This window comes from Phyllobacterium sp. LjRoot231, from assembly GCF_964253365.1.
Taxonomy (GTDB): domain Bacteria; phylum Pseudomonadota; class Alphaproteobacteria; order Rhizobiales; family Rhizobiaceae; genus Phyllobacterium.
The window spans coordinates 1532501-1551570 of the sequence record NZ_CAXUQT020000001.1 but is presented as its reverse complement, the minus strand read 5'-3'; the positions used below and the strand labels follow the sequence as shown (position 1 = coordinate 1551570).

The window sequence follows — 19070 nt, the reverse complement described above, 5'->3', positions numbered from 1 at the left end:
CAAAGGCAATGGTCCGGAAGACCAGCGCGCCTTTCCCGCCTATGACGATTGGCAACCCTGAAGTAAGCGCCGTTCAGCCGAACGGTTTGCGGTAAGGTTATCCACCCGGTCTATGAACAGAGCCTGCCGGTGCTCTAAAGAAGGAACCAGGCAGCAACACAAATAATGATAAAGAGGAGACTGCCGGAGAAAAAGCCGCCGACAAAAAAGCCAAATGCCATTGCAACCAACAGCGCTGCGCAGGATACGATGCCCCATTTTGAGAGCGAAAGGAACAGATTGTAGGTGCTCTCGTGTTCCTTGTAATCCATGGGAGCGCCCAATTCTGCCGGCGCAGTATCGTGATGATCAGCCATCTTCAAACCTCATAGTGTCGATGTCGCATTGGCAATAGCGAAAACGCTGCATCAACGCAATGCGCAGATAGTCGCTTGCAGGGCACTCAATCGATATAAATCAGAGAAAGAGTTTATTCTCGAAAGATAGAATCTTTCCGGGCTCCTTAAGCAAGGAGATGTGGAAACAGTCCCGTCACGCCGATAATGATCAGATAGAGCGCAACAATATAGTTGAGCAGCCGAGGGGCGATCAGAATAAGGATACCCGCAATCAATGCGACGAGTGGCGCAATAGCGATTTGAGCAATCATGTTGGTTCTTCCTTGATTTCAATTTCACTACCCGTCTGCAATGTTCCATCAAGGTAGTTTAGGCCACCGGGGGCCTCATGTCAGCGCGAGAAGCACCTTATCCAATGGACATTGTTCGTTGTGATAAACTGAAATCCGGCTAGTCAGTGCAGGGACGGAGCATGCTCTTTCACAGGCAGCAATTTCTGTTCCATTGGAATATCAAGTAGCCTTGCGATATCCTGCGCAGGCATCGCAGCACCATACAAGAAGCCTTGCACATATTCAGCGCCGATCCATTCATTGATCAATTCCGATTGTTCATTGGTTTCAAGCCCCTCGATTGTCACCGACAATCCAAGCTCATGGGACATCTGCACAATGCCTCGAAGCAGTTTCAGGGACCTTCCCTCTGCGACAATATCGGCGATGAAAGACCGGTCGATTTTGACCTTCGTGACCGGGAGGTCTTTTAGATAACTCAAACTCGAGTACCCCGTACCGAAATCGTCGATCGCGACCTGTATGCCAAAATCTTTGAGCTCCGAAAGGACACTCCCGGTCCTTTCACGATCGGTTATGAGCGCACCTTCCGTTACTTCCACTTCCAGCAGATGCGGCTCGACATCGTACCGCTTTAAAGCAGAACGGATAATGTTCACCATATCCATGTTCTGCAAGTCATATGACGACAAGTTGACCGAAACGGCGATCCGCGACTCCCAGCCGTTGCAATCCTTGATGGCGCGCTCGATCACGCAGCGCGTGAGATCGGAAATAAGCCCCATTTCCTCAGCCATAGGAATGAACTCAGCCGGAGAAATCGCACCGAATTCCGGATGATGCCATCGGGATAGTGCTTCGCACGCCGTCATACGCAAGGTTCGAACGTTGACGATCGGCTGATAGGCAACCGTTAGTGTGTTCTCGGCAATCGCTCTGCGCAAATCCGCCTTGAGCCGTTGTTTGCTGCGGAACGAATGATCCATGGTCTCGACAAAGACGGCCCAGTCCTTCTGGCTGTCTTTCTTCGCGACATCGAGGGCAATATCCGCGTTCATGTGCATGACGGCAAGATCGAACTCGGTAGCGGCAACAATCGCTACACCTGCATTCGCGCCAGTCAAGATGTCATGACCAGAAACGAGGTATTGGCCGGAAACCATCCTCATGATGTGGTCGACAGATACCAGTGCTTCATTCCGGGTCGGCGCGGCGAATAACATTACGAACTCGTCGCTCCCAAAGCGTGAGATCACGGGACAATTGGCGTCGGCCAACGTCAGGCGATCGGCAAACGCGCGAAGCAGTTCGTCGCCAATGCGATGGCCAAACGTATCGTTCGTTCGTTTCAACCCATCGATGTCGACGACCATAAGAGCGATTTGTGCATCTTGCTCAACCGTCTCAGTATAAGAACTGGCGATCTCGGCAAACTGGCTACGATTCGGCAAGCCCGTAAGGCTATCATAACGTGCCATCCGGTTAATTTGCGCTTCAGCTTCCGCACGGCGGGTAACATCCTGAAAAATCAAAACTGTCCCGCGTTCTGGATCTGGCGTTGCCGTAAATTCATAATGGCGTTTGGCCGGCGACACGAATATGTCCCGTTGCTTTGACCCCGCCAAAAGGTCCCGCATCTTCGAACGCAGGGCTTCCAGCGCCTCATTGGAAAAGTAGGTCCGCAATTGAGCCAGCCGCAGCAACGTTTCCAGTGATCTGCCCTGAAGCTGTTCGGGATTATCAAACCCCATCATTTTCGCCGCTTTCATGTTGGCAACCGTAATGATCTGCTCCCGGTCGAACATTAGCAGCCCTTGCGGCATGCCATTGAGCGCTGCATCGAAATTGTTGACGACAACGCCAAGTTGCCGTTTGCCCAGCAGTGCATCGAACAGCGACTGGCGCAGATTCGCGGCGATACCAATATTGCTCCAGATGAAGGGGAGAATGAGCAAAGCGAGCAGCCAGTTATAAAAACCGCCGAGGAGTATGAATGTTACGAACAGCGGAGCAAGCAGACCGAACGACATTCCGATCACAACTGTACGCGAAACATAGTTGCGCGTAACGAGCGCGACCGTCGAAGCAACAACGATAATGATACTGGTAATGGCTGCCGATGGGTCAGCCAGAATATAGATGCTGACAAAACAAAGAAATCCGAGAAGGATACAGGTACCCAGCGCACCGGATAAATAGCGCCATTCCCATTTCTTCAAGGTCGCCGCCGTTGCCTCGGTCAGATCAGCCTCTTCGAAAGCATTGGCGTTTGCCATCCTTCCGAGAACCGTCAGAAAGAACGCAACGGCAAATGCAATATAAATTGGATGCTGCGTCTTGATATAGATCATCAAGGTGGCGGTGATCTGGACGATGGAAGTCCACCAGATCGCCTTCTTGTTCGCATAAAGTGTGCGAAGAACGATGGTGTCGAGCGACATGCTCTCGTTGGGTTCAGTTCTCATCAAAATGTCCGCGCATAACTGTATCCGCCTTGGATACGTTAACGATTACTTACACAAAAACGCCAACGATAATGAAACTAAAGATTGGACAACGATTTAGAATATTTATTCTTATCGCATGTCAAATCTAAATCCCATAATTCGGAAAATAGAATTACCAACTTCTGAAAGGAATCAGAATATGGTGAGTATCTGTATTTCAACAGACGGTTGGTATCGATTGTATTAAGTAGGGCAAGCCGCAGACGGATTTCCCGTGGATTCTTTATCGGGATTGGGGTCGTAGAAAGGACCGACAACCAGCGGTTTATCCGGCATGACGGACTGATCGGTGTCTGAAATCATGTTCCGCTCGATCGTTTGCAGTAATTTGCCGTTGGCGTCTTCAACACGCATGCTGACCTTATATTTCCGGTTTGCCTTCACGCATTTGACAGGCGGACTTTCGACTGTGATTTTTTCCATCGTCAGCCATATCTTCTGCCGAACAACCATCGGATCGCCTCCGGCCGGATTTTCAAAAGTCGTCTCCAGCATGGAGCCGTCGGGCAACGGGCGCAGCTTCGCTAATGTAAGCAGATAAGTCGCCTCTGCTATACGATAGTTGAAGACGAAAATCTTGCCGGAGACGTTCACATAGTCGCCCTCGCCTGTGTCACGGCAGGCGCCTAGGCAGAGAAGACCGGCGAGAAGCATCGACAACGCTCCTGGACGCAAGAATGTGGTTTTCTCATGCATGATTATTTCCAGCTTGCTTTACATTCCGATTGTAATGCCGCCGGGCTTTCGCCCGATTGCCGCAGACATTCATATCGCACCACCGGCGGCTCCGATTACGGCTCTCATCGAAATAGAGCCAATGGCAATTCGGACAAATCTTGATACGCTCCAGCCGCGCGGGCTCAAGTAAACTTATAGCTGAAAGAAAGGCCGCTGCGCCTAACGATAATTCGCGTTTCTTTTCCGACAGATTTGGTAGCCTGAGGTCTCGTTCTTCCGGCTCGTTGCAAACGAGATCGGAACCGAGACGCAGGAACGCGGATAAGTGTTCAGCTTTAAGACCGTCTTCGCGTGCAGCGCCTCGAAATAACCTGTTGATCGCCTCTCGAATGCCGATGAGCGCTTCAATCCCCTTTTGTGCCAGCGGAGGGTGGAATTGCACCTCGCCCCATTCACCAATCCGGAAAATTGCCGCAGCTTCCGCAAAGCGGGGCAATTCAACCAAATCACCAAAACGATCCAGCAAGCGTTCCGGGTTTTCGCGAAAAATCACAGTGTTGGCCAAGTCAAGGGCCAGCACACCGCCGCTGAATCGATGGGCGTTCCAATCAAAAGTCATAGCAAAATTCTAACTGGTAAAATCACTTTTGCAAGTTAGAATAAGCAAGGGTGGAGGGCGATGGATGGCATATTTTCTTCAGCTTCTTTTCAATGGCGTTCATAACGCCGCGCTATATGCCCTGCTCGCCTATGGGTATGTGCTGATCCACGGCTTAACCCACCGCACTGACCTGTCTCTCGGCGCCATTTTTGCTTTTTCAGGACAGACTTTCATTCTAGCAACGGCATTCGGCTGGTCAGTGCTGTGGATGACGTTGCCGGCGGCGCTTTCTTTCGGGTTGCTCATTGCCATCGTCTATATCGGCGTTGGCGGCTTCATCGTTGCCAAGTTCATCTACGCCCCGCTCGATGTTGGAAACCGCAATACGGTTCTGGTTGCAACGCTAGGGCTGAGTATCTTCTTGATGGAGCTGTCGCGAATTGCCGCTGACACAAAAGACTATTGGCTGCCGCCGCTGCTCGCCTCCCCTGTGCGCCTGCTTGGTCCGGAGATTGGTATTAGCCTGACCCAATTGCAGGTTATAAACATCGCTGTTGCATTCGTGGTGATAGCGCTCGGCGAGATGATCATGCTGCGCACGTCCGCAGGTCGAATCTGGCGTGCTGTCAGCGATGAGCCTGCAGCTTCGGCTCTGTGCGGCATCGATCCATCGAAAGTAAGGACACAGGCAATCCTGGCTGCCTACGGCGTTTGCGCATTAGCAGGATTTCTCGCCGCGCTTTACTATGGCAATGTCAGCTTCAACACTGGCATGATCTTCGGGTTGAAGATCCTTTTTATCACCGCAGCTGGCGGATTTTCCCGCCCCCTTCATGCAGCTTTCGGCGCCGCCATTATCGGGATGGTTGAATCATTGTGGGGCGGATATTTTTCTATCTTATGGCGCGACGCAGCGGTATTTTCGCTGCTTGTTTTCGTCCTCGCCACACGTATCAATGTTCAGGATACAGAACGTATCTAACCCTGCAGGCTGTGGCCGCCGTCGATCGTGATAACCGTCCCGGTGATATAGCTGCTGGCATCCGATGCCAGCATTAAAACCGCACCGTCAATGTCTTCCGCCTCGCCAAGCCGTCTCATTGGATTCTTGCCTTTAAGGTATCCCTTGGCCGGTCCGTCCATGATCGTCTCATTCAGACGTGTCGGGAACCAGCCAGGTGCGATCGCATTGACGCGAATACCATGTGGCGCCCATTCAAGCGCCAGAGATCGAGTCATCTGGGCTACCGCCGCCTTCGACATGGCATATGCGCCCGAACCTTTCAGCGGTGCGTCGGCAAGTATGCTGGATAGATTAATGATGCACCCGCCAACGCCCTTGGCGATCATTCGCTTGGCGGCTTCCTGAGCGATGAAAAATGCGCCTTCGACATTCACTTCGAAAATGTGTCGCAGCTGTTCGCGGGTCGTTGTGAGAGCCCTCTCAACCGTCGCCACGCCGGCATTATTGAAGACCACGGTTACGGTTCCAAGTTGCCGCTCCGCTTCATCAAACGCGCGTTCTATATCGGCAGCAATAGTGACATCGGCTATGATGTTCAGAATGTTGGATCGATGCTCATTGTCGGGCGCAGGCGTCCGTGAGATAGAGACGACGTTCGCGCCATGCGCCGAAAGGACCTGCACCATTCTCAAACCCAGTCCGGATGATCCTCCGGTAACCGCAATGGTCTTCCCCGCAACAGAAATAGAAGAATTACCTGTCATTGAATCGAATACCGGTGAGCCTCACGCCAAATTTGTTTTGTCACTGTTAGACTGCTCCTGCAGATGTGACAACAGGCAGCACAAAGAACCCGGCCTGTCAGGCCGGGGTTCTAATTTCTGTAGCAAGGGATTAGAGCTTCCCGTTACGCTGCTGCACCATCATGAAAGTATCGAAGGTGTATTCGGCAACCTGGGCATACAGGAAATGTTCGTTGCGGAACGCCTTGATCGAGTCCCAGATTTTCTTGAACGGCGCGTTGCTCTCTTCAAGTTGTCCATAGACCTCGTTGGCTGCTTCAAAACAGGCGGCCAGGATTTCCGGACTAAATGGCCGCAATTGCGCGCCACCAGCGACGAGACGCTTGATCGCCGCCGGATTCACATAGTCGTACTTCTGCAACATGTTGGCATCGGTTGCCTGAGCTGCCGTGCGGAACAACGATTGATAGGCTGGAGGGAGCGAATCCCACTTCTGCTTGTTTACCATAAAGCTGACCGTCGGGCCGCCTTCCCACCAACCGGGATAGTAGTAATAGGGCGCGACCTTCTGAAAGCCCAGCTTCTCATCATCATAGGGTCCGACCCATTCGGCAGCATCAATAGTGCCTTTTTCAAGCGCCGGATAAATGTCTCCGCCAGCGATCTGCTGCGGCACGACGCCAAGTGTCTCGAGAATTTTGCCAGCAAAGCCGCCGACGCGCATCTTAAGACCTTTCAAGTCGTCGACCGTCTTGATTTCCTTGCGGAACCAACCACCCATCTGCACGCCTGTATTGCCGCCGGGATAGGCTTGCAGACCCTGTTTGTTGAAGAATTCGTTCATGAGATCAATGCCGCCGCCATGATACTGCCAGGCGTTCATGCCGCGCGCATTGAGCGCAAATGGGACCGCGGCGCCCAAAGCCCATGTGGGATCCTTGCCCCAGTAATAATAAGCAACAGTGTGGCAAAGTTCGACCGTACCAGCTGCTGTCGCGTCGGCAACCTGAAGACCTGGAACGATTTCGCCAGCTGCAAATGGCTGAATGGTAAAGTTACCGTCAGTCGCCTCCCTCAAATATTTCGACAATACTTCGGCGCCGCCATAAATCGTATCCAGTGATTTGGGAAATGACGATGCGCAACGCCAGGTGACCTTCGGCGTTGACTGTGCAATTGCAGGTGCTGCAAGAGTGGTGGCTGCAGCCGCCCCCACCCCGGCAAATCCTGCCTTCGTAATGAACGAACGACGATCCATATATCCTCCTCCCAAAACTATTGATCCTCAACTCTTCGGCCCAGATCACTAGACAATCCTGTCTAGTCCTCCCGATCTCGTGATCACCATACACACTCGTCAATTCAAGTCCAGCGGATGGACCTTCAAGCAGGACGTCACGTTCAACTGGATTGAAACTGCTTTAAGCCGGCGACGAGTGTGGCATCGCGTCGGATTTTCCATCCACCACCGCCATTGGAAACGGGGGTGATTTGCACTACATTCAAGCCAGAGTCTTTTGTGGAGTAACGCAATGCGGCAACCTCTCGTCGCCATAACGTCAGATGTACGTACATTTGAAAATTACACGTGGCACGCGGCACCGGATCAATATCTTATGGCGGCATACGACGCAGCCGGAGTCATCCCGTTGATCGTGCCTTCATTTGGCAATGGCCTCGATATCGACGCTATTCTTGACGGAGTCGACGGCGTTCTGATCACCGGGTCCAAGTCGAATGTTCATCCGGCTCTCTATGGCGTCGCACCAAGTGAAGCCCACGAACCGTACGATCCTGCGCGTGACGCCACATCGCTGCCGCTCATTCGGAGAGCCATCGAGCGCGGCGTACCACTACTGGCCATATGCCGGGGCATTCAGGAGCTGAATGTCGCCCTTGGCGGTACGCTGGCAACGGAGATACAGGAACTTGATGGACGTATGGATCACCGCGCGCCCCAATCCGATCAACAGACCGAGCGCTTCGCCATCCGTCATCCCGTGCACATCAAGCCCGGATCCTGTCTGGCGAATGTCATGCAAACCGACGTTATTCAGGTCAATTCCGTGCACCGGCAAGCGATCGACAAGCCCGCGCCACAGCTCGATATTGAAGCAGTTGCCGACGACGGCACGATCGAAGCTGTGTCGGTCAAGACTGCCCGGGCTTTTGCTGTTGGAGTTCAGTGGCATCCTGAGTATTGGGTAAAAAGCGATAATCCTTCGCGCAAGATATTTGCCGCATTTGGCGACGCCGCGCGAGCTCACAAGGCAAGTCGTGAGCGCCTACAGGCAGCGGAATAGTTATAGCGGATTTACCCCTTCGGCGGACATAGACAAGATCACTGTGCGTGGTTCGATACTGATGTAGGCGAGGCCGTCGCTTGGGCTGAATTCCACGATCGTACGGCCAAGGTTGTCGGCAAGATCAATCGTGCCGTCTTCGTTGTTGCGCCAAGTCCTGGCGTTTGCCAACGGCTGATAAAGACTCCCGCAGCTGCTATCGATCGAGAGTGCATTATGACCGGGTGTGCCGTTTTCTATGGGAAACGCCTTGCAGCTTTCCCCAGCGCCCGGACTGCTGATAACAAATCTTGGCACGTCAAGGCTGCTTGCCCCCGGCGCAACAGAGGCAGTCGTCTGCGTGTCGACGTCAGCATCTTCGTCGGAGGTAAAAGTCGCGAAATCGAGGAACATGGCGACAACCGCCGCTGCAGTCACGAAGCCAAGACAAGTCGTTTTACCCAACAACATACTATACTCCACGGGAAACAAACGCCCCTTGAAGCCTAGTCGCGCAGCATTAATGAAGGATGAAGCAGCCGCGCATAAGATAGCTGGCGCTCCTGCTATCTCTCCTTCGGCTTTGATGTCGACTGCCGGATTCGCAATTCCGGCTTGATTAATTCCTGCCGGGCGTGTGTATCGGCGCCATTGAGCTGATCGAGCAAAGCTCTCGCCGCGCGCTGCCCCACTTCTCTCTGACCGTTCCAAACCGTAGTCAATGCTGGCGTGGCAATCGCTGCCTCTTCAAGATCGTCATAACCGGTGACGGAAATATCAATGCCGGCGACCAATCCAGCGCGGGCAATACCATTCATCATGCCGATTGCGCAAAGATCATTCCAGCAGACGGCTGCAGTCGGGTGATCCTTCAGAGCAAGAAACTGCGGTGCAGCATCAAAACCGGCCTGTTTGGTTCGCGGGCCGGGTATGCGCCATTCCGGCTTCACCTCAAGGCCTGCCTTCTGCATTGCATGGAGATAGCCCTCGTAACGGTCGCGGCCCGTCGAGGTCTGATCAGTACCGCCCACCATGGCGATGCGCGTGTGTCCCAAGGAAATAAGGTGGTTGGTGGCAAGGCCAATACCATAGGCATCATCACCACGGAAAACCGGCACATTGGCGTCCTTGACAGTGCGGGCAATCAGTACAACAGGTAATCCGTTTTCTTCCGCCATGCGAATATCCTCCGCCGGCGTACCGATAGCCGGCGACATAATTATCCCGTCTCCCCCCAGCTGCAGCACGGTATCTATGAATGTCCGCTGTTTATCCAACTGATCATAGTGATTGGATAGAATAAATGTCTGGCCGGAGCGATCAAGTTCGCCCTCAATGGCACGCAATATCTCTGCAAAGAACGGGTTCATGATGTCGTGAACCACGACCCCGACAATACCTGATCGCGAAGTGCGCAGGCTGGCCGCGCGCCGGTTATAGATGTAACCAATAGCCCGCGCATGTTCTTTGATCTTCTCGCGCGTCTGATCGGCCACAAGCGGACTATCTCGCAAAGCCAGCGATACCGTTGCTGTAGACACTTTCAGCGCGTCGGCAATAGTCGATAGTTTGATTTTCTGCGCCAAAAAGACCGTCTCCCCACAGTACCATCAAATAAGCTACGTTATGGTACTCGGCGTTATGCCATTGCAACCAAATAAATCAAAGTCCTTTCAACCTTGCCGCCCGCGACTGTCGTTCGCGGTGCACGACGTAAAGACCACTGCCAATGACAATTGCCGCACCACAAAGCGTGTACGTATCCGGAAATTGGCCGAAAAAGAAATATCCGAAGGCCAGCATCCAGATGATTTGCAGGAACGGATACGGTGCCAAAGCAGCCGTCGTCGCTCTCCTGTAAGCCAGAATGATCAGATAATGGCCAAGACCGCCAAAAAAACCGAGTATCAGCAGCAGAACAATCTGAAATGGTGTTTCCGGGATGACTGCCTGCATCACAGCAGGCGACATCAATATTGTCGGTGCAAGGGCAGAAAAGAAAATCAGGCTCTCTGGAGATTCCGTTGCCGCCATACGCCGCGTCAAAAGAACGTAGAGCGAATAGCTTAACATCGCAGCAATCGAAAAAGGCAATCCGGGATTGAGCGCCGCAAATCCCGGGCGAGCAATAATCAGCACTCCTATGAACGCGACGATAATGGCTGCCCACCGCCTCCATCCCGCCCACTCGCCGAGCAAGGGGCCCGCTAAAGCTGCAATTACCATCGGCGCTGCAAAGGTGATGGTGATTGTTTCGCCGAGCTGCATGGTCTGCAATGCATAGAAGTTGAAATAGGTAGATCCAAACAAGCAAAGCCCACGAAGGAACTGGAGGGGGATGTTGCGAACCTTGAAGAAACCGGGGATTTGACCAGGCCCGGAAGAAGATCAACGCCAGGATCGCGTGTTCGACGAACCGCATCCAGGAAATGAACGCAGTCGGAATACCGGATAGAACCAGATATTTCGCACTAGAATCGAGACACGAAAAAAGAAAGCCGGCCGCGAAAATATAAAGAATTGCAACAACGGGCGCAGCTTCCTGCGAGGAAGAGAGGGTTGGAGACAACAGGCTTACCAATCAGGCGGGAAGGAACTGCCGCCATGATAACAAGTTCATGCGTTTTGTAACCGCAAATTGAAAAAAACTTTTGCCGATCCTCTATTCGTCGTCGGCATCATCATCGTCATGATCATCATCGGGCGCGGTTTGACGTAAAAGTTCCGCCGCCGAGAGATTGATCTCAAGCCGCGAAAGCATTTTTACAAAGGCCTTGCGCTCTTTCTTGTCAAACCCCTTCATCGCATCTTTTTCAGTCTTGCGAATGGATTTCTCGATTGATTTGATTGCCTCGTTGCCGGTTTCTGTCAGGAAAATATGGGCTTGGCGCTGGTCTGTCGCAGAGCCTTCCTTCTTGACGAAACCTTGCGTCTGCAGGCGGGAGATCGTTTTGGTAATTGTTGGCGGGCGCACGCCCAAGCGTTTGGCAAGAACGCTCGGCGATAGACCATCTTCATGCGCCAGTTGCAGCATTACCGCATCCTGCCCTGCGTAGAAACCATAGCCAAGCAGTCGGGTGGCCAGCGCCGTCCGTGTCAATCGCGCTGTCGATTGCAGACGATGAAGAATGAGGGGTTTACGATCCTTGACCATTCAAACTCCTGCTTGCACGACACACATTGTCCGGTTGATGATAAGGCGGCTAGTTCTTTTCGACAGGGGGTAATTAACAGACGAACATTTATGCGCTGACACAGCCCTTACATAGCAAAATCCGAAGTCGGGAATGTGCAAATCAGACCAGAACCGCGGCATTCCTTGCCCGACAAACCCGCGTTACAATGCTTATATGACAATCTGATGAAATTTGCCGACGAATTGGTGCGCAGCACTAAATAAGCCTGTAAAACTGCAATCGAACGCGACTATCCTTTCACCAGTCACGGGGATAAGCCGACCGAGCCAAACAGGACAAGTGAGCCGGAAATGCCGACGAAACGAGCGACAATTGCCCTCCTTCCTCTTGGCGCGCATGAGCAGCATGGCCCGCATCTGCCGTATGAAACCGATACTCTGATTGTCACGGCTTTAGTCAATCGACTGAAAAGCACCCTTCCGCAGGCGCTATCGGTCGAATTTCTGCCTGCCGAACCGGTGGGCTATTCCATCGAACATATGGACATTGCCGGCACCAGAACTCTCTCCTTCGATGAAGCTGTGTATCGTTGGATCAACATCGGCGAAGGTGTGTCGCGGCAGGGAATATCGAAGTTCGTCATTCTGAATGCCCATGGCGGCAACGCCCCGCTCATGACGATCGTTGCTACAGAATTGCGGGTACGTTGCAATATGCTTGCCGTGGCAACAAGCTGGACCCGATTTGGTTTGCCGGATGGTATAATATCGCCTGAGGACAAAGCACTCGATATTCACGGCGGTTTCATCGAGACTTCGGTGATGCTCGCCCTGCATCCCGAGCTTGTGGATATGACCAAGGCAAGGAACTTCGGTTCCAATCAAGGCCACTACGCTGAAACTTATAGACACCTGCGTGCCTATGGCCCGCACGCCTTCGGCTGGAAAATGACGGATCTGAACAAGGAGGGAGTGGCGGGTAATGCCGCCCGCGCTACCGGAGAAACTGGAGAAAAAATCCTCGCTCACAGCGTGAGAGGCACGGTCGAATTGCTGCAAGACGTCGACAGGTTCAATTGCTCTGTCTTCAAGCAATAAGTTCAGCCGGATTGAAACAACCATCTACCCATTTGAACACTATAGCTGTGGCAATACCTGATATGATCACCTATATCGTGGGTCTATCAATTCAAAGAGGCACACGATGAGTGAAGCTCCTACAACGTCCACCGCGGCAGCGGCTCCGCGCAATGCACAGATCCCAGTGACAGTCCTGACTGGTTATCTCGGCTCAGGAAAAACCACACTTCTCAACCGCATCCTGAGCGAAGATCATGGCAAGCGCTATGCTGTCATCGTCAATGAATTCGGCGAAATCGGTATCGACAACGACCTGATCGTCGAATCCGACGAAGAAATCTATGAAATGAACAATGGGTGCATATGCTGCACGGTGCGTGGAGACCTGATTCGCGTGGTGGAGGGTCTCATGCGCCGGCCGGGCCGTTTCGATGCCATTATCGTGGAAACGACGGGTCTTGCCGATCCTGTGCCTGTTGCGCAGACTTTCTTCATGGATGACGACGTTCGCACCAAAACAATGCTTGACGCTGTTGTCGCACTGGTCGATGCAAAGCATCTGCCGCTGCGCCTGAAAGACAGCCGCGAGGCTGAGGATCAGATCGCTTTTGCCGACGTCGTTCTCGTGAACAAGACAGACCTGGTTACAGCGGAAGAACTCGCGGCTGTCGAGGCAACCGTACGCGCCATCAATCCACATGCCGTAGTTCACCGCACCGAGCGCGCCAGCATCGATCTATCGCGTGTTCTCGACCGTGGCGCTTTTGATCTGGCACGTGCACTGGAAAGTGATCCACATTTCCTCGATCACGATCATCCGGATCATACCTGCGGTCCCGACTGCGATCATGACCATGAACACCATCATCACCACGATCATGATCATGGACACGAGCATCATCATCGTGATCATGCGTCGCCGATCCACGATGTCACGGTGCAGTCTGTTTCGCTACGCATGGGCGAACTCAATGCGGACAAGTTCTTTCCGTGGATTCAGCAGATCACGCAGGAACAAGGTCCCAATATTCTTCGCCTGAAGGGCATTCTGGCTTTCAAGAATGATCATGAACGCTACGTTATCCAGGGTGTTCACATGATCATTGAAGGTGACCATCAGCGTGCGTGGAAAGACGGTGAAAAACATGAGAGCCGCCTGGTGTTTATCGGTCGTGAACTCGACCACGCTGCATTGAAATCCGGTCTCGAAAGCTGCCTTGCCTGATGCCGACAATTGCTCCGTTAGACCTCGCCGGCCATTGCATTGATGCGCGCTTTATCCGAGATGTCCCTTTCCTTGCGTTGGCCGATGGCACCATACACCGCCTCGACAATGGTCATAAGATAACGGAAGCTCATGATGGGCTGCTTTGTGCTGTACCTTCCTTTGACGGTAAGTCTCTTCTTACCGGTGGTGAGGACGGCCGTATTTGTGCGACTGGCTTGAACGGCGAAGCGGAAGAACTAAGCAACGTATCGCGCAAATGGATGACTGCACTCGCCGCGGCTCCAAATGGTGCAATCGCCTTTGCGTCGGGACGATCAGCATGGATACGCTCTGCAGATGGCTCCGTTCGGGAAATTTCGCATGAACGCAGTGTGGAAGGGCTAGCCTTCGCACCCAAAGGATTTCGACTGGCCATTGCCCGCTATAATGGCGTGACCCTGCATTGGCCCGCAACAAATAGCGCGCCGACCGAACTCGAATGGAAGGGTGCACATGTCTCGGTGACTTTTTCACCAGACAATCGTTTTCTCGTAACGTCCATGCAGGAAAATGCCTTGCACGGCTGGCGTCTGGAAGACAGTCGCCATATGCGCATGACTGGCTACCCGAATAAGGTAAAGAGCTGGTCTTGGAGCGCGAAAGGCAAATGGTTGGCCACGTCTGGCGCACCCGCTGCTATCATTTGGCCCTTTTCCGGAAAAGACGGTCCTATGGGCAAGGCTCCCCTTGAGCTTGGAACACGCGGGGACAGCCTTGTCACCGCCGTTGCCTGTCATCCAGTGGAGGAAATCGTCGCGATTGGTTATTCGGACGGCATGATTTTGGTCGGCCGTTTCGGCGACCAAAAGGAAGTCCTCCTGCGGCGGCCGGGGAAGGGAGCTATTTCCTCCATGAACTGGGATGCAACCGGACATCGTCTGGTTTTCGGAACGGAAATTGGCGATTGCGGTGTGGTGGATATCACGGCGTGACACGTCGATGCCGCTGATCCCGTATTTCAAGTTCGCAATTGATTTGTTCACTTTTTGTTCTATAATGCAGACATGCAATATGCTCTGGATTTTGGAACTCCGACCCCGCTCGTCGTTCTCCATGATCGCTTGAAGGCGCATTATGGCATCCAGATTCCCGGGCCGCGTTTTCCCCCGGTAAGCATGCTTATAGTGGCGATGCTGGGAAGCCGTACGCGTGATGCTGTATCGTTAAAAGCTTTTCATAATCTGAGGACGGCATTTCTCGATTGGGATGCCGTGGCAGAGGCATCGTATGATCAAATCTATTCGCATATTCGTAACGTGACATTTCCGGAAAAATACGCTGCTTACCTGCCCGATGTTCTGCGCGCTATCATTCAAAAGCGAGGTACGCTGGATCTCGATTTTCTTGATAGCTGGTCCGTCGAACAGGCGCGAGAATGGTTGGAAAAACTCTGCGGCGTGGGACCAAAGGTCAGTGCTTGCGTGTTGAACTTCAGTGATTTGCATAAACGCGCACTCGTGATTGATACACACTATTTGCGTTTTGCAAAGCGAGTTGGTCTCATCCCGGATAATAGGCCGATCAATAGAGTAGTGATCGCCCTTGAAAGACAAATACCTAATTCTTGGAACGAAGATGAGTCGGAGATGAATTATATCTTGGTAAGGCTTTTGACGGAGGAATTTTGCAGTGCGAACTCTCCAAAGTGCTCTAGCTGTCCTCTGCAAGACATTTGCGCCTACGGCGAGCAGTTCCACAATAAAAATGGAAAGTAGGTTGGTTGCGGGGACAGGATTTGAACCTGTGACCTTCAGGTTATGAGCCTGACGAGCTACCGGGCTGCTCCACCCCGCGTCACCAAATACGGCGATTGCCGTTGATACAGCCCGGATTTCTCCGTTTGTCCGGCCTTTCAAAGCCTTGACGGAGGCTTTGCCGGCTTCGGACGGGGTGCTGCTCCACCCCGCGCCACCACATCGGCAAATGCTTGCCGGCGTTTTGTGCTTTTGCATCTTGTAAGTATGCTCTTACGCTTCGGGATTTGCAAAGCAAAAGGCGTTTTGTTGCAAAAGCAAAAGGCCGCCCTGATTGCGTTAAAAAGGAGCGGCCTGATGATGGTTGTTCCGAGTTCTTGAGAAGATATTTTGTATCGCATGCGGCTTACATGAAAGTCCGATGGCTTTTTGCGCGCATGCTTTGAACGTTGCGTTTGGCAGACCTGGCAGCGACCTACTCTCCCGCGTCTTGAGACGAAGTACCATTGGCGCTGGGGCGTTTCACGGCCGAGTTCGGAATGGGATCGGGTGCAGCCACCCCGCTGTAACCACCAGGTCAGCAAAGCGCAACGTTCATGAGAAGCTGGGAGTTTTTTTGTCTCACGCGCCGTATCGCCCCTGCCGGGGCGGGCGCTGCGACGGCGCGGCCAACAATGGCCGACGCGCTATCGCGCTGTATGGGCGATAAGACGTCACGCTCTGTTATTGGCACCTTATCCTGAAGTTTTCAGAAGGGAGTGCCCGTACAGACCGCTAGGTCGTCGCCGGTCGTCCGGCGCCCTCGCGGAGCATAGGGTCGTAAGACCCGCTCATGCGTGAGCGCTTTTAAAATCAAATTCCATCGCTTTGCGATGGATATTTGTAATGAGAATGATCAAGCCAATCGAGCTATTAGTACCGGTAAGCTTCATGCGTTGCCGCACTTCCACACCCGGCCTATCAACGTGGTGGTCTTCCACGGCTCTGATAGGGAATACTCGTTTTCAGGTGGGTTTCCCGCTTAGATGCCTTCAGCGGTTATCCCGTCCGTATATAGCTACCCTGCTATGCGGCTGGCGCCACAACAGGTCCACCAGAGATACGTCCATCCCGGTCCTCTCGTACTAGGGACAGATCCTGTCAATATTCCTACACCCACGGCAGATAGGGACCGAACTGTCTCACGACGTTCTGAACCCAACTCACGTACCGCTTTAAATGGCGAACAGCCATACCCTTGGGACCTGCTCCAGCCCCAGGATGCGATGAGTCGACATCGAGGTGCCAAACAACCCCGTCGATATGGACTCTTGGGGGTCATCAGCCTGTTATCCCCGGCGTACCTTTTATCCGTTGAGCGATGGCCCTTCCACGCGGGACCACCGGATCACTATGACCGACTTTCGTCTCTGCTCGACTTGTCAGTCTCGCAGTCAGGCGGGCTTATGCCATTGCACTCGACGACCGATTTCCGACCGGTCTGAGCCCACCATCGCGCGCCTCCGTTACTCTTTAGGAGGCGACCGCCCCAGTCAAACTACCCACCATACACTGTCCTGGATCCGGATAACGGACCGCAGTTAGACATCCATATAGGTAAGGGTGGTATTTCAAGGATGACTCCACCATGGCTGGCGCCACGGCTTCAAAGTCTACCACCTATCCTACACATGCCGACACGAATGCCAGTGTAAAGCTATAGTAAAGGTGCACGGGGTCTTTCCGTCTAACCGCAGGAACCCCGCATCTTCACGGGGAATTCAATTTCACTGAGTCTGCGTTGGAGACAGCGGGGAAGTCGTTACGCCATTCGTGCAGGTCGGAACTTACCCGACAAGGAATTTCGCTACCTTAGGACCGTTATAGTTACGGCCGCCGTTTACTGGGGCTTCGATTCAAAGCTTGCACCTCTCCTCTTAACCTTCCAGCACCGGGCAGGCGTCAGACCCTATACGTCGTCTTGCGACTTCGCAGAGCCCTGTGTTTTTGGTAAACAGTCGCTACCCCCTGGTCTGTGCCACCCTCCTCGACTTGCGTCAAAAAGGGTCACGCTTCTTCCGAAGTTACGCGTGCAATTTGCCGAGTTCCTTCAACGCAGTTCTCTCAAGCGCCTTGGTATGCTCTACCAGTCCACCAGTGTCGGTTTAGGGTACGGTCTATACGCGGGAGCTATTTCCTGGGACCGCTTCGAAGCCCCTCCAATCCAATAAGGAGGAACAACACACGCGATCCGTCACTACCCGCAGGCCCACGAATATTAACGTGGTTCCCATCGACTACGCCTTTCGGCCTCGCCTTAGGGGCCGGCTAACCCTGCTCAGATTAACTTTAAGCAGGAACCCTTGGACTTTCGGCGAGGGAGTCTCTCACTCCCTTTATCGTTACTCATGTCAGCATTCTCACTTCTGATACCTCCAAAGGCCCTCACGGGTCCCTCTTCAACGGCTTACAGAACGCTCCGCTACCACTTGCCTATTGCTAAGCAAATCCACAGCTTCGGTGTATGGCTTGAGCCCCGGTACATTTTCGGCGCAAAGACCCTTATTTAGACCAGTGAGCTGTTACGCTTTCTTTAAATGATGGCTGCTTCTAAGCCAACATCCTGGTTGTTTTGGGATCCTCACATCCTTTCCCACTTAGCCATAACTTAGGGACCTTAGATGGTGGTCAGGGTTGTTGCCCTCTTCACGACGGACGTTAGCACCCGCCGTGTGTCTGCCGATCAGTACTCTTCGGTATTCGGAGTTTGGTTAGGTTTGGTAAATCGGTGAGATCCCCTAGCCCATCCAGTGCTCTACCCCCGAAGGTATAAAATCGACGCTCTACCTAAATAGATTTCGCGGAGAACCAGCTATCTCCAAGTTTGATTGGCCTTTCACCCCTAGCCACAAGTCATCCCAATCTATTGCAACAGATGCGGGTTCGGTCCTCCAGTAAGTGTTACCTTACCTTCAACCTGCTCATGGCTAGATCACTTGGTTTCGGGTCTAATCCAACGAACTGAACGCCCTGTTCAGACTCGCTTTCGCTGCGCCTACACCTACCGGTTTAAGCTTGCTCGTCAGACTAAGTCGCTGACCCATTATACAAAAGGTACGCTGTCACCCAGAACAAATCTTGGGCTCCAACTGTTTGTAGGCATTCGGTTTCAGGATCTCTTTCACTCCCCTTGTCGGGGTGCTTTTCACCTTTCCCTCACGGTACTGGTTCGCTATCGGTCATGCACGAGTACTTAGGCTTGGAGAGTGGTCTCCCCATGTTCAGACAGGATTTCACGTGTCCCGCCCTACTCAAGGACTTGAGTTCGCATTACGTGTACGGGGCTGTCACCCACTTTAGCCACCCTTTCCAGAGTGTTCCACTTGTCTCACTCAAGCCACTGGCCTGGTCCGCGTTCGCTCGCCGCTACTGACGGAGTCTCGTTTGATGTCCTTTCCTCCGGGTACTTAGATGTTTCAGTTCCCCGGGTTCGCTTCTAACCCCTATG

General features: G+C 53.0%; 17 protein-coding genes, 1 tRNA gene and 2 rRNA genes (1 of these 20 cut by a window edge). 6 read left to right on the top strand and 14 right to left on the bottom strand.

Annotated features, from left to right (window positions below; translation table 11 throughout):
• Nucleotides 1-134: 134 nt before the first annotated feature.
• The 5 genes from ACSQ3H_RS07535 to ACSQ3H_RS07515 form a co-directional block, all read right to left on the bottom strand.
• Nucleotides 135-356 carry an aa3-type cytochrome c oxidase subunit IV gene (locus tag ACSQ3H_RS07535; protein ID WP_436116468.1) on the bottom strand — a complete coding sequence of 74 codons (222 nt, stop codon included), beginning with the start codon at nt 354-356 and terminating at the stop codon, nt 135-137.
• Nucleotides 357-502: 146 nt separating this feature from the next.
• Complete coding sequence (locus ACSQ3H_RS07530) at nt 503-649, bottom strand: DUF3096 domain-containing protein (RefSeq protein WP_271899685.1); 147 nt, start codon at nt 647-649, stop codon at nt 503-505.
• A 143-nt stretch (nt 650-792) separates the two neighbouring features.
• Nucleotides 793-3096 (bottom strand): putative bifunctional diguanylate cyclase/phosphodiesterase, encoded by a 2304-nt coding sequence (locus tag ACSQ3H_RS07525; RefSeq protein WP_436116467.1) that lies wholly within the window; start codon nt 3094-3096, stop codon nt 793-795.
• Nucleotides 3097-3321: 225 nt separating this feature from the next.
• Nucleotides 3322-3834 carry a hypothetical protein gene (locus ACSQ3H_RS07520; RefSeq protein WP_436116466.1) on the bottom strand — a complete coding sequence of 171 codons (513 nt, stop codon included), beginning with the start codon at nt 3832-3834 and terminating at the stop codon, nt 3322-3324.
• Complete coding sequence (locus ACSQ3H_RS07515) at nt 3827-4435, bottom strand: CGNR zinc finger domain-containing protein (protein WP_436116465.1); 609 nt, start codon at nt 4433-4435, stop codon at nt 3827-3829. The genes ACSQ3H_RS07520 and ACSQ3H_RS07515 overlap by 8 nt, the downstream gene beginning before the upstream one ends.
• Before the next feature lie 64 nt (nt 4436-4499).
• Between ACSQ3H_RS07515 and ACSQ3H_RS07510 the strand changes: the two genes are divergently transcribed.
• On the top strand, nt 4500-5399 hold the full coding sequence (locus tag ACSQ3H_RS07510) for a branched-chain amino acid ABC transporter permease (protein ID WP_436116464.1): 900 nt from the start codon (nt 4500-4502) through the stop codon (nt 5397-5399).
• Here the strand turns inward: ACSQ3H_RS07510 and ACSQ3H_RS07505 are convergent.
• Both ACSQ3H_RS07505 and ACSQ3H_RS07500 read right to left on the bottom strand, forming a co-directional pair.
• Nucleotides 5396-6145 carry an SDR family NAD(P)-dependent oxidoreductase gene (locus ACSQ3H_RS07505; protein WP_436116463.1) on the bottom strand — a complete coding sequence of 250 codons (750 nt, stop codon included), beginning with the start codon at nt 6143-6145 and terminating at the stop codon, nt 5396-5398. The genes ACSQ3H_RS07510 and ACSQ3H_RS07505 overlap by 4 nt on opposite strands.
• A gap of 130 nt (nt 6146-6275) precedes the next feature.
• The gene (locus ACSQ3H_RS07500; RefSeq protein WP_436116462.1) at nt 6276-7382 is read right to left on the bottom strand and encodes a TRAP transporter substrate-binding protein; all 1107 of its coding nucleotides are present in this window, start codon (nt 7380-7382) and stop codon (nt 6276-6278) included.
• A 274-nt stretch (nt 7383-7656) separates the two neighbouring features.
• Here ACSQ3H_RS07500 and ACSQ3H_RS07495 point away from each other — a divergent pair, with 274 nt between their 5' ends.
• Nucleotides 7657-8427: a gamma-glutamyl-gamma-aminobutyrate hydrolase family protein gene (locus tag ACSQ3H_RS07495; protein WP_436116461.1), complete on the top strand. Its 771-nt coding sequence runs from the start codon at nt 7657-7659 to the stop codon at nt 8425-8427.
• Here ACSQ3H_RS07495 and ACSQ3H_RS07490 read toward each other — a convergent pair whose 3' ends face one another.
• The 4 genes from ACSQ3H_RS07490 to ACSQ3H_RS07475 form a co-directional block, all read right to left on the bottom strand.
• Complete coding sequence (locus ACSQ3H_RS07490) at nt 8428-8877, bottom strand: hypothetical protein (protein ID WP_436116460.1); 450 nt, start codon at nt 8875-8877, stop codon at nt 8428-8430.
• Between the two features lie 95 nt (nt 8878-8972).
• A complete protein-coding gene (locus ACSQ3H_RS07485) occupies nt 8973-9992 on the bottom strand; it encodes a LacI family DNA-binding transcriptional regulator (protein ID WP_436116459.1) in 1020 nt (339 codons plus the stop codon).
• Between the two features lie 76 nt (nt 9993-10068).
• Complete coding sequence (locus ACSQ3H_RS07480; RefSeq protein ID WP_436116458.1) at nt 10069-10716, bottom strand: DMT family transporter; 648 nt, start codon at nt 10714-10716, stop codon at nt 10069-10071.
• 352 nt (nt 10717-11068) lie between these two features.
• The gene (locus tag ACSQ3H_RS07475) at nt 11069-11560 is read right to left on the bottom strand and encodes a MarR family winged helix-turn-helix transcriptional regulator (RefSeq protein WP_436116457.1); all 492 of its coding nucleotides are present in this window, start codon (nt 11558-11560) and stop codon (nt 11069-11071) included.
• A 333-nt stretch (nt 11561-11893) separates the two neighbouring features.
• Here ACSQ3H_RS07475 and ACSQ3H_RS07470 point away from each other — a divergent pair, with 333 nt between their 5' ends.
• The 4 genes from ACSQ3H_RS07470 (at nt 11894) to ACSQ3H_RS07455 (ending at nt 15604) form a co-directional block, all read left to right on the top strand.
• The gene (locus tag ACSQ3H_RS07470) at nt 11894-12640 is read left to right on the top strand and encodes a creatininase family protein (protein WP_436116456.1); all 747 of its coding nucleotides are present in this window, start codon (nt 11894-11896) and stop codon (nt 12638-12640) included.
• A gap of 106 nt (nt 12641-12746) precedes the next feature.
• On the top strand, nt 12747-13847 hold the full coding sequence (locus ACSQ3H_RS07465) for a CobW family GTP-binding protein (RefSeq protein WP_436116455.1): 1101 nt from the start codon (nt 12747-12749) through the stop codon (nt 13845-13847).
• Nucleotides 13847-14821 carry a WD40 repeat domain-containing protein gene (locus ACSQ3H_RS07460; RefSeq protein ID WP_436116454.1) on the top strand — a complete coding sequence of 325 codons (975 nt, stop codon included), beginning with the start codon at nt 13847-13849 and terminating at the stop codon, nt 14819-14821. The genes ACSQ3H_RS07465 and ACSQ3H_RS07460 overlap by 1 nt, the downstream gene beginning before the upstream one ends.
• Nucleotides 14822-14893: 72 nt before the next feature.
• Nucleotides 14894-15604 (top strand): endonuclease III domain-containing protein, encoded by a 711-nt coding sequence (locus ACSQ3H_RS07455; RefSeq protein ID WP_436116453.1) that lies wholly within the window; start codon nt 14894-14896, stop codon nt 15602-15604.
• Nucleotides 15605-15606: 2 nt separating this feature from the next.
• Here ACSQ3H_RS07455 and ACSQ3H_RS07450 read toward each other — a convergent pair.
• The 3 genes from ACSQ3H_RS07450 to ACSQ3H_RS07440 form a co-directional block, all read right to left on the bottom strand.
• Nucleotides 15607-15683, bottom strand: a tRNA-Met gene (locus ACSQ3H_RS07450).
• A 362-nt stretch (nt 15684-16045) separates the two neighbouring features.
• Nucleotides 16046-16160: ribosomal RNA gene (gene rrf, locus ACSQ3H_RS07445) — 5S ribosomal RNA — on the bottom strand.
• Between the two features lie 314 nt (nt 16161-16474).
• Nucleotides 16475-19070 (bottom strand): 23S ribosomal RNA (locus ACSQ3H_RS07440) (it continues 374 nt past the right edge of the window).

What these genes read in the sequence shown, in the direction of transcription:
- ACSQ3H_RS07535 (WP_436116468.1), bottom strand. Translation starts at nt 356, where the DNA reads ATGGCTGATCATCACGATACTGCGCCGGCAGAATTGGGCGCTCCCATG.
- ACSQ3H_RS07530 (WP_271899685.1), bottom strand. Translation starts at nt 649, where the DNA reads ATGATTGCTCAAATCGCTATTGCGCCACTCGTCGCATTGATTGCGGGT.
- ACSQ3H_RS07525 (WP_436116467.1), bottom strand. Translation starts at nt 3,096, where the DNA reads ATGAGAACTGAACCCAACGAGAGCATGTCGCTCGACACCATCGTTCTT.
- ACSQ3H_RS07520 (WP_436116466.1), bottom strand. Translation starts at nt 3,834, where the DNA reads ATGCATGAGAAAACCACATTCTTGCGTCCAGGAGCGTTGTCGATGCTT.
- ACSQ3H_RS07515 (WP_436116465.1), bottom strand. Translation starts at nt 4,435, where the DNA reads ATGACTTTTGATTGGAACGCCCATCGATTCAGCGGCGGTGTGCTGGCC.
- ACSQ3H_RS07510 (WP_436116464.1), top strand. Translation starts at nt 4,500, where the DNA reads ATGGCATATTTTCTTCAGCTTCTTTTCAATGGCGTTCATAACGCCGCG.
- ACSQ3H_RS07505 (WP_436116463.1), bottom strand. Translation starts at nt 6,145, where the DNA reads ATGACAGGTAATTCTTCTATTTCTGTTGCGGGGAAGACCATTGCGGTT.
- ACSQ3H_RS07500 (WP_436116462.1), bottom strand. Translation starts at nt 7,382, where the DNA reads ATGGATCGTCGTTCGTTCATTACGAAGGCAGGATTTGCCGGGGTGGGG.
- ACSQ3H_RS07495 (WP_436116461.1), top strand. Translation starts at nt 7,657, where the DNA reads ATGCGGCAACCTCTCGTCGCCATAACGTCAGATGTACGTACATTTGAA.
- ACSQ3H_RS07490 (WP_436116460.1), bottom strand. Translation starts at nt 8,877, where the DNA reads ATGTTGTTGGGTAAAACGACTTGTCTTGGCTTCGTGACTGCAGCGGCG.
- ACSQ3H_RS07475 (WP_436116457.1), bottom strand. Translation starts at nt 11,560, where the DNA reads ATGGTCAAGGATCGTAAACCCCTCATTCTTCATCGTCTGCAATCGACA.
- ACSQ3H_RS07470 (WP_436116456.1), top strand. Translation starts at nt 11,894, where the DNA reads ATGCCGACGAAACGAGCGACAATTGCCCTCCTTCCTCTTGGCGCGCAT.
- ACSQ3H_RS07465 (WP_436116455.1), top strand. Translation starts at nt 12,747, where the DNA reads ATGAGTGAAGCTCCTACAACGTCCACCGCGGCAGCGGCTCCGCGCAAT.
- ACSQ3H_RS07460 (WP_436116454.1), top strand. Translation starts at nt 13,847, where the DNA reads ATGCCGACAATTGCTCCGTTAGACCTCGCCGGCCATTGCATTGATGCG.
- ACSQ3H_RS07455 (WP_436116453.1), top strand. Translation starts at nt 14,894, where the DNA reads ATGCAATATGCTCTGGATTTTGGAACTCCGACCCCGCTCGTCGTTCTC.